We start from the raw sequence: 7,766 nt of genomic DNA, 5'->3' as shown, positions 1-7,766 counted from the left end.
CGCGCTCCCCGCCGCGCAGCACGACGACCTTGACGTGCTCGTCCTGTTCGGCCGCCTCGAGCGCGGTGTGCAGTTCGCGCATGAGTTCCACGCAGAGCGCGTTGAGTTTGTCCGGGCGGTCGATGGTGAGCGTGGCGATCGGGCCGGTGATCTCGGTGCGGATGTAGGTCATGCGGTGCCTCCGGTGTGGGTGCGGCGCAGGGCGCGTTTGTCGAGTTTGCCGACCGGGGTGCGCGGTAACCGGTCGACCACGGTGAATTCCTCGGGCAGCCAGAACGCGGGGAAGCAGGCGGCGAGGTGTTCGCGCAGCCGCGCCTCCTCGATCCGGTGTCCCCGTTCGGGAACCAGGATCGCGATCGGCCGCTCTGTCCACTTCGGATCGGGGCGGGCGATGACCGCGGCCTCGGCGACCGCGGGATGGGCGCACAGCCGCTGTTCCAGCTGTGCCGAGACGATCCATTCCCCGCCGGACTTGATCAGGTCCTTGTGCCGGTCCAGGAGGGTGAGCCTGCCACCGGCGTCGAGGCGGGCCACATCGCCGGTGTCGAACCAGTCCGGATCGCCGAGCACGAACGGCCCGCGAACCTCGAGTCTTCCCTCGGTGATCCTGGCTTCCACCAGCGGGGCGAACCGTCCGGTGCGGTCACTGGGCTGTTCGCGTTCGTAGGTGCTCATCGCCATGGTCTCGGTCATGCCCCAGGCACTGGCCACCCCGGCGCCGAGGACATCCCGAACCTGGTCGACCACCTGCCGGGAGACCGCGGCGCCCCCGGTGAGCACCTCACGCAGTACGGGTGGCGGCGCCTCGCCGGTCTCGGTGAGGTGGCGGCAGACGTCGAACCACACGGTGGGAACCGCGGCGGCCACGGTGATCCGGTCCCGGCGCAGCTGTTCGGCGATGTGCCCCGCGGTGAGCTCCGCGCCGGGCAGCACCATGCAGGCCCCGCTCAGTGCGGCGGTGAACGGCAGTCCCCACCCGTTGACGTGACAGAACGGCACCAGGGCAAGCACCCGGTCGGCCGCGCGCAGTCCGGAGGCCTCGGCGCTGGCCTGGCTCAGCGCGTGCAGCAGCACATCCCGGTGACTGACCGGATAGGAACGCGGCGGTCCGGTCGTTCCACTGGTGTGGAACCAGAACGCGGTGGAATCCTCGGCCGGTACCGGGAGTTCGGCACCCGCAACGGCCGGTTCGAGCTCGCGAACCGGAACGACCGGAACTCCGGCGCGTTCCAGCTCGGCAACCGCGGCCCGCGCGCTCGCCCCGACCGAACGGTGCTCGAGCACCGCCTCGTCGAGCAGCAGCACTCGCGGGGAAGGGTGGAGTGCCTGTGCCGCAAGGGAATCGGCCGGTACCCGGGGGTTGAGGCTGTGCACCGCGGCGCCGAGCAGCGGGACCGCGAACAGCAGCCGGAAGTGCTCGATGGTGTTGAAGGCGAGCACCGCGACCGTGTCGCCGTCCCCGATCGTCCAGCGGGATCGCAGTGTGCGGGCCAGATCCTCGATCGAATCGGCCGCGTCCGCGAACCGCTGCGTGCTGCCCGCGGTCACGAGCTCGGAATCCGGGTGCGCGTACCGCATGCGCCACAGCAGATGGTCGAGCGTCAGGCGAGCGCCCATGACTACGCCAGCACCGTGCTGACCTGAACCGGTCCGGCCAGCGTGTCCCGGATCGGGGAGCGCCGCTGCACGGCCTCGGTCAGTTCCGCCAGCTGTTCGCGGGAGGAGTCCGGGCTCTCCGCGTGCACGGTCACCCGGATCTCCCGCGCGCCCGCCCGCGCCTGCCTGTCGATGCCGAGGAAGGCGCGCAGATCGAAGTCCGCCTCGAGATCCAGGCGCAGCGCGGAGAGCCGGATCCCGCGCGCGGTCGCGGTGGCCGCGAAGGTGACGGCATAGCAACCGGCCAGTGCCTGCAGAATGTACTCCGCCGGGCTGGCGGCCTGATCGGTGCCGAGCAGCGCCTCGGGTTCGTCGGAGGTGAAGCGGTAGCGCGCGGTGCGGTCCGCGACCGGCTCACCCGCCTGGCGCAGCTCCCCCGTGCTGCCCTGCTGACGGCAGCCACCCGGCCAGTCCGCGCCGAGGGTGAAGGTGACCTGACCCAGTTCCGGGCGTTCGCGCACCGCGGCGATCGTCTGCTCCAGCGCCGCGGAATCGATGCCGTTGGGCGCGGAATCCGTTGTGGTCATGGGGAAATCCCTTCTCGTGGTGGCGGTTGCCATTCCACGAGACCAGAACGCCGGAACCGGGAACAACGGCCAGTTCTCCACAGCGCTGTGCAAATCTGCACAGCTCAAGGCCGCAGCCCCTGCCGGTCCGCGACCAGTGCCTCGATCGCGCCCGCCATCGCCCGCACCCGGGCGAGCCGGGCGAGCTGGCGCGGCACCACCAGCCAGTAGCTGTGCGCCACCGCGTGCGGAAACGCGTCCAGCCGCTCCAGACCCGGTGTGGCATCGCCGATCCAGCTGGGCAGGAACGCGAAACCGAGCCCCTGCTGCGCGGCGCTGATCTGCCCGGCGATCGTGTTGGTGCGGTAGGCCGGTCGCGCGGTGGGCACCGCCTGGAACAGGGTTTCCAGGGTGGGGGCGCACAACGCGTCCTCCACATACCAGATGAACGGATCACCCTCGAGGTCGGCGACCGAGGTGATCGGCGGGTGCGCCGCGAGGAAGGACGGCGCGGCGTACAGACACAGTTCGTAGTCGGCGAGCCGGTGTGCGTCCACCGCGCGGGTCGGCGGTGCCTCGATGGTGACGGCGAGGTCGAATTCCCTTGTGCCCAGCGAGGTGTGCACGTTCGCCACGACCAGTTCCATGCAGAGCGCGGGAAACGCGGTGTGCAGCGCGCCGATCCCCGGGGAGAGCAGGAAATTGCCGAACCCGTCCGGGGCGATCATCCGCACCGATCCGGTGAGGTGCTTGCCGGTGCGCAGGCAGTCCTCGTGCGCGGCGCGCACCGCGGCCTCGACCGATTCGGCGTGCCCGAGCAGCCGGGTGCCCGCGGGGGTGAGCCGCCAGCCGGACGGTTCCCGGTGGAACAGGCGCTGTTCGGTCTCCCGTTCGAGCCGGGCGATGTGCCGCCCGACGGTGGTGTGGTCGAGGCCGAGCTGTCTGCCGGCCTCGACCAGCCTCCCGCGGCGGGCGACCTCCAGGAATATCCCCAGATCGTCCGCGGAGATCATCGGGCTCAGCCGCGGCCGGTTCCCGGTTCCGCGGCGCCGATCAGCACCGCCACATTGCCGAACACATCCTCGCCCCGGCCCATCGCGGCGTGCGCATCGGGAATTCCGGTGAACGGGATCGTCCTGCCGAGCACCGGATCGATCACCCGGTCCCGCACCAGATCGTTGTAGGCATAGGCCTGTTCGTCATTGGTGCCGTGCGAACCCTGCAGCCGCTTCTGCCGCGTCCAGTGGTATCGCAGGTCCACCATCGCGTCGAATCCCGTCGTCCCGGCGCAGATGACCACCATCCCGCCCGGCTGGCACAGGAAGATGCTGGTGGGAATGGTGGCCCCGCCGGGATGCTCGAACACGATCGCCGGTTCCTCGCGGCCGCCCGCGATCTCCCAGAACCGCTTACCGAACGCGCGGACTCCGGCGGTCCACGCCTTCTGACCCGCCTTGTCGTCCACGAGCGGGGGAACGCCCCAGTGGTCGTAGTCCCGCCGGTTGAGATAACCGATCGCGCCGTGCCGCATGGCGAACTCACCGCGCTCGTCATCGGAGACCACCGCGATCGCGCGTGCGCCCGCGGCGCGGACCAGTTGCGCCGCCTGGGTGCCGAGCCCGCCGGAACCGCCCCAGACCAGCACCAGGTCATCGGAGTTCAGCGTGTTCCCCGCCCAGCCGTGGAGCATGCGGTAGGCCGTGGTGCCGACCAGGGTGGGTGCCGCCGCCTCCTCCCAGGACAGGTGCTCGGCCTTCGGCATCACCTGGTGCGCCTGCACCCTGGCGAACTGGCCGAACGCGCCGTAGTTCGTGTCATACCCCCAGATCTTGGCGCTCGGCGCGATCATCGGGTCCTTGCCGCGGGCGATCCACGGATCATCGGCGTCCCACACACCGGGATGTACCACCACGTGCTGGCCGAGCTCGATCCCGGTGACCTGCTCGCCGATCGCGTACACGATCCCGGAGGCATCCGAGCCGCCGATGTGGAAATCCTCGGTCTCCCCGCGTTTCTGCCGCACCGCGACCTGATCCACCGGGTAACCGCGCGCCGCCCAGACGTTGTTGTAGTTGATTCCCGCGGCCTGCACCGCGATCAACACCTCGTCCGGCCCGATCCGGGGGGTGTCCACCACCTCGGGGCGGAACGCGGAGGCGGGATCTCCGTAACGGTCCTGGCGCACCACCTGCGCGTGCATCCGTTCCGGGACCGTGCCCAGCGGCGGCAGTTCGCCGATCGGTACCGGTTCCGCGCCGGGCGTGGCCACGCTGCGGCGAACGTCATCGTTCATCTCGTGCTCCTCGAAGTCGGTCCGGTCTCGGTCCGGTGTCCCGGAACGCTAGAGGCAGCGAGCGGCGCACGTCATGAGAAAAACGGATAACCTGTGCTTCCGTTCTTCTCGTTTCCTACGAAAGCGAGGTCGTACCGTGCCGGAAACCATTGGCAGCGAAGAAGCTTCGGAACGCAGGTCGATGGTCCTGGACAAGCTGCACGCGAGGCGGCACGAACTCGCCGAGCAGCTGGTCGCCGAATACCGTGCGGTGATCGACGAATACCGCGAGCTTCCGGAACCGGTGCTGGACCGGGATGTCACCGAGGCGGCCGTGCAGAACATCGAGCACGCGGTGCGCACCCTGGCCGCCGGGCACTCCGCACCCGACGATACCCGGGAACTGCTGCGCCGCAGTGCCGCGCGCCGGGTACACCAGCACGTCAGCCTTCCCTCGCTGCTGCGCAGTTTCCGGCTCTGGGGAGTCGGGCTGTGGCGCAGCATGGACGAGTTCTGCGGCACCGACGAGCTCGGCCGCGCGGTCTCCATCGAGCTCGCGGACGCGATGATGGTGCACGTCGACCACGTGTCCACCGCGGTCACCCAGGCGTATGTGCGGGAATCCGCCACGATCGCCGCGGATTCTCTCGCGCTGCGCACCGATGTGCTGGAAACCCTGCTGACCGGGGAGGCGGTCAGCGAGTATGCCCGGCGGCAGAACGCGGTGCTGCGGATGACCCTGCGCGAGCGGCTGCTCGTGGTGGTCGTGCAGTTGCCCTCCGGTGCGGATCCGCTGATCGGCGCCCAGACCGCCATTCGCGCGGTGCGTAACCGGATCGCCCCGGTGAGCAAGAGTTTTCTCGTCGGTGCGCGGGAATCCGAGGTCGTGTGCATCTGCGGGCTGGGGGCCGAGGAGGACGGGAACCGGATCGGGGCCGAGTGCGACCGGTTACTCGAGGCCGACCGGGACTGGGCGATCGGTGTCGGTTGCCCGGCCGACGGGCACGCCGGGGTGCGCCGCTCGTATGCCGAGGCGCGCGCGGCAGCCGATCTCGGTTGCCAAGGCGGGCGGGCGATGCGGTTCGCCGATGTGCTGCTGGACCAGATCCTGCGTTCGGTGGGGAATGCCGACACCTTGCTCGGCGAGACGGTGCGCCCCTTGCTCGAGTACGACCGGCGCAAACGCTCGGATTTGCTTCCCACGCTGCGGGCCTATGTCTCCGGCGGGTTCAGCCTCACCAAGGCGGCGGCCGAGCTCTCGGTGAATCCGAACACCGTTGTCTACCGGCTTCGCCGGGTCCATGCGCTGACTCGCCGTGATCCCATGGCCACCGACGATCTGCTGCTGCTCTCGCTCGGCATCCGGTTGTTCGACTCGACCACCCAGGTCTGAGGATCGGACCTGTAAAAATCGCAAAAGACCGCGGGAAACCCTTTCTGTTTTTCGCATGACGTCATCCGGGTATCGCGCTTAGCGTGAGCGCACCTCGCATCCACCACGACTCAAAGGAGAGTCCACGATGGGCGATACCCCTGACCTCCCGCGTTCCCACCCGCCGGGCAAGCCGCGGCTGCTGCTCGGTGCGGTGCTGATCCTGTTCCCGGTCGTGCTCGGGCTCGCCGTGCCGTTGTATCAGCGCACCGGCCCGGAACTGGGCGGGATCCCGTTCTTCTACTGGTTCCAGATGGCCGCGGCGGTGCTCACCGCGGTGTGCACCAGCCTGGTCTACCGGTTGCTGTACCGCGGGGAGCGCGACGGCGAGGGGGAACAGTGACGTTCAACTGGGCCACCTTCGGGGTTTTCCTCGGCCTGCTGCTGCTCATCACCGTGCTGGGGTTCATCGCGAGCCGGTGGCGCAGGGCCAAGGAGGCGAACCAGCTCGACGAGTGGGCACTCGGCGGGCGCACCTTCGGGCCGTTCATCACCTGGTTCCTGCTCGGCGGGGACCTGTACAGCGCCTACACGCTCATCGCGGTGCCCGCGGCGATTTACAGCATGGGCGCCTTCGGCTTCTATTCGGTGCCGAACGCGATCGTGTTGTACGCGCTGGGTTTCGTCTTCCTGCCCAAACTGGTCGCGCTCGCGCACCGCAAGGGATACGTCACGCTCACCGACTTCGTGAGCGACCGCTTCGGCTCGAAAGCGCTCAGCCTGGCCATCACGATCACCGGGCTGCTCGCCACGCTGCCCTATCTGGCGCTGCAACTGGTCGGACTCGAGGTCATCTTCGGCTCGCTCGGTCTCGGCGGCAGTGCGGGGGACAGCTGGTTGCTGCGCGATCTTCCGCTGCTGATCGCGTTCGCGGTGCTCGCCGCGTACACCTACTCGGCCGGGCTGCGCGCCCCGGCGCTGATCGCGTTCGTCAAGGACGGGCTCACCTATCTGGTCGTGATCGTCGCGGTGATCTACATTCCGATCAAACTCGGCGGTTTCGGGACCATCTTCGAGCACGGAGCGCATGCCCTTTCCGCGAAGACCGCGAGCGCGGGCGGAAATCCGGCCATCGCGGTGGAACCGAGCGTCTATCTCACCCTCGCGCTCGGTTCCGGGATGGCGTTTTTCCTCTACCCGCACGCGATCACCGGGGTGTTCGCCTCGCGCGGCGCGAAAACGGTGCGGCGCAACATGTCCGTACTGCCGATCTACACCGTGCTGCTCGGTTTCGTCGCGCTGCTCGGGATGATGGCGCTGGCGATCGGGATCAAACCGAAGGACGGCAATCCACAGTACGCGGTGCCGCAACTGCTCGCCGAGCTCTTCCCGCACTGGTTCGTCGGGATCGCGTTCGCCGCCATCGCGATGAGCGCGCTCGTCCCGGCCGCGATCATGGCCATCGCCGCGGGGAACCTGGTCAGCCGCAACCTGTATCGCGAATTCCGCAGCAAACCGGTCAGCGCGAAGTCCGAGACCCTGCTGTCCAAGATCGTCTCGGTACTGGTGAAACTCGGCGCCCTGGTCTTCGTGCTCACCCTGGACACCAACTTCGCGCTGAACTTCCAGCTGCTCGGCGGGATCTGGATCCTGCAGACGCTGCCGACCGTCCTGTTCGGACTGTTCACCAGGAAGTTCGCGGACCGCAAGGCGCTGCTTGCCGGGCTGATCGTGGCCGTGGTCTACGGCACCTGGGCCGCCTACGAGGTCAAGACCGGGACCGGTGCGCCGTTCGGCGGTTCGACGGCGAAACCGTTCTTCCTGGAGAGCCCGATTTACATCGCGATCTCCGCGCTGCTGCTCAATCTCGTCGTCGTGGTGCTCGGCAGCCTGCTCGCCCGCGCCGTCCGCACCCGCGTTCCCGCGCCTGTCCCCGAATCCGTCAACTGACAAGGAGTCA

At 68.7% G+C, this 7,766-nt stretch carries 8 protein-coding genes; 3 read left to right on the top strand and 5 right to left on the bottom strand.

The genetic code is table 11. The features are described 5' to 3' along the window. From AD72_RS05765 to ccrA, 5 genes are all read right to left on the bottom strand, one after another. Positions 1 to 172: enoyl-CoA hydratase/isomerase family protein (locus AD72_RS05765; RefSeq protein WP_031465350.1), on the bottom strand; the 172-nt coding region annotated here is incomplete at its 3' end. After that, complete coding sequence (locus AD72_RS05760) at positions 169 to 1,617, bottom strand: AMP-binding protein (protein WP_031465349.1); 1,449 nt, start codon at positions 1,615 to 1,617, stop codon at positions 169 to 171. The genes AD72_RS05760 and AD72_RS05765, both read right to left, overlap by 4 nt. 2 nt (positions 1,618 to 1,619) lie before the next feature. Then, complete coding sequence (locus AD72_RS05755) at positions 1,620 to 2,183, bottom strand: OsmC family protein (RefSeq protein ID WP_031465348.1); 564 nt, start codon at positions 2,181 to 2,183, stop codon at positions 1,620 to 1,622. A gap of 104 nt (positions 2,184 to 2,287) precedes the next feature. Then, positions 2,288 to 3,175 (bottom strand): LysR family transcriptional regulator, encoded by an 888-nt coding sequence (locus tag AD72_RS05750; RefSeq protein WP_031465347.1) that lies wholly within the window; start codon positions 3,173 to 3,175, stop codon positions 2,288 to 2,290. 5 nt (positions 3,176 to 3,180) lie between these two features. Beyond that, positions 3,181 to 4,455, bottom strand: coding sequence for a crotonyl-CoA carboxylase/reductase (ccrA, locus tag AD72_RS05745; RefSeq protein ID WP_051898008.1), 1,275 nt, complete (start codon positions 4,453 to 4,455; stop codon positions 3,181 to 3,183). 136 nt (positions 4,456 to 4,591) lie between these two features. On the opposite strand from ccrA, the gene AD72_RS05740 reads away from it, so the two are divergent. The 3 genes from AD72_RS05740 to mctP all read left to right on the top strand — a co-directional run bounded on the left by AD72_RS05740 (position 4,592) and on the right by mctP (position 7,756). Continuing rightward, positions 4,592 to 5,827 carry a PucR family transcriptional regulator gene (locus AD72_RS05740; protein WP_197284880.1) on the top strand — a complete coding sequence of 412 codons (1,236 nt, stop codon included), beginning with the start codon at positions 4,592 to 4,594 and terminating at the stop codon, positions 5,825 to 5,827. Between the two features lie 127 nt (positions 5,828 to 5,954). Further along, entirely contained in the window at positions 5,955 to 6,209 is a 255-nt protein-coding gene (locus AD72_RS05735) for a DUF3311 domain-containing protein (protein WP_037344955.1), read from the top strand. Further along, a complete protein-coding gene (mctP, locus tag AD72_RS05730) occupies positions 6,206 to 7,756 on the top strand; it encodes a monocarboxylate uptake permease MctP (protein WP_037344954.1) in 1,551 nt (516 codons plus the stop codon). The genes AD72_RS05735 and mctP overlap by 4 nt, the downstream gene beginning before the upstream one ends. The last annotated feature ends 10 nt before the right edge of the window (positions 7,757 to 7,766 follow it).

Origin of the sequence: Sciscionella sediminilitoris, assembly GCF_000737195.2 — a bacterium.
Classification (GTDB): Bacteria; Actinomycetota; Actinomycetes; order Mycobacteriales; family Pseudonocardiaceae; genus Sciscionella; species Sciscionella sediminilitoris.
This window is presented reverse-complemented; position numbering and strand designations above follow the sequence as displayed.

Bases quoted from the DNA above. Each gene is read 5' to 3' on its own strand.
- ccrA (WP_051898008.1), bottom strand. From the start codon at position 4,455: ATGAACGATGACGTTCGCCGCAGCGTGGCCACGCCCGGCGCGGAACCG.
- AD72_RS05750 (WP_031465347.1), bottom strand. From the start codon at position 3,175: ATGATCTCCGCGGACGATCTGGGGATATTCCTGGAGGTCGCCCGCCGC.
- AD72_RS05755 (WP_031465348.1), bottom strand. From the start codon at position 2,183: ATGACCACAACGGATTCCGCGCCCAACGGCATCGATTCCGCGGCGCTG.
- AD72_RS05735 (WP_037344955.1), top strand. From the start codon at position 5,955: ATGGGCGATACCCCTGACCTCCCGCGTTCCCACCCGCCGGGCAAGCCG.
- AD72_RS05760 (WP_031465349.1), bottom strand. From the start codon at position 1,617: ATGGGCGCTCGCCTGACGCTCGACCATCTGCTGTGGCGCATGCGGTAC.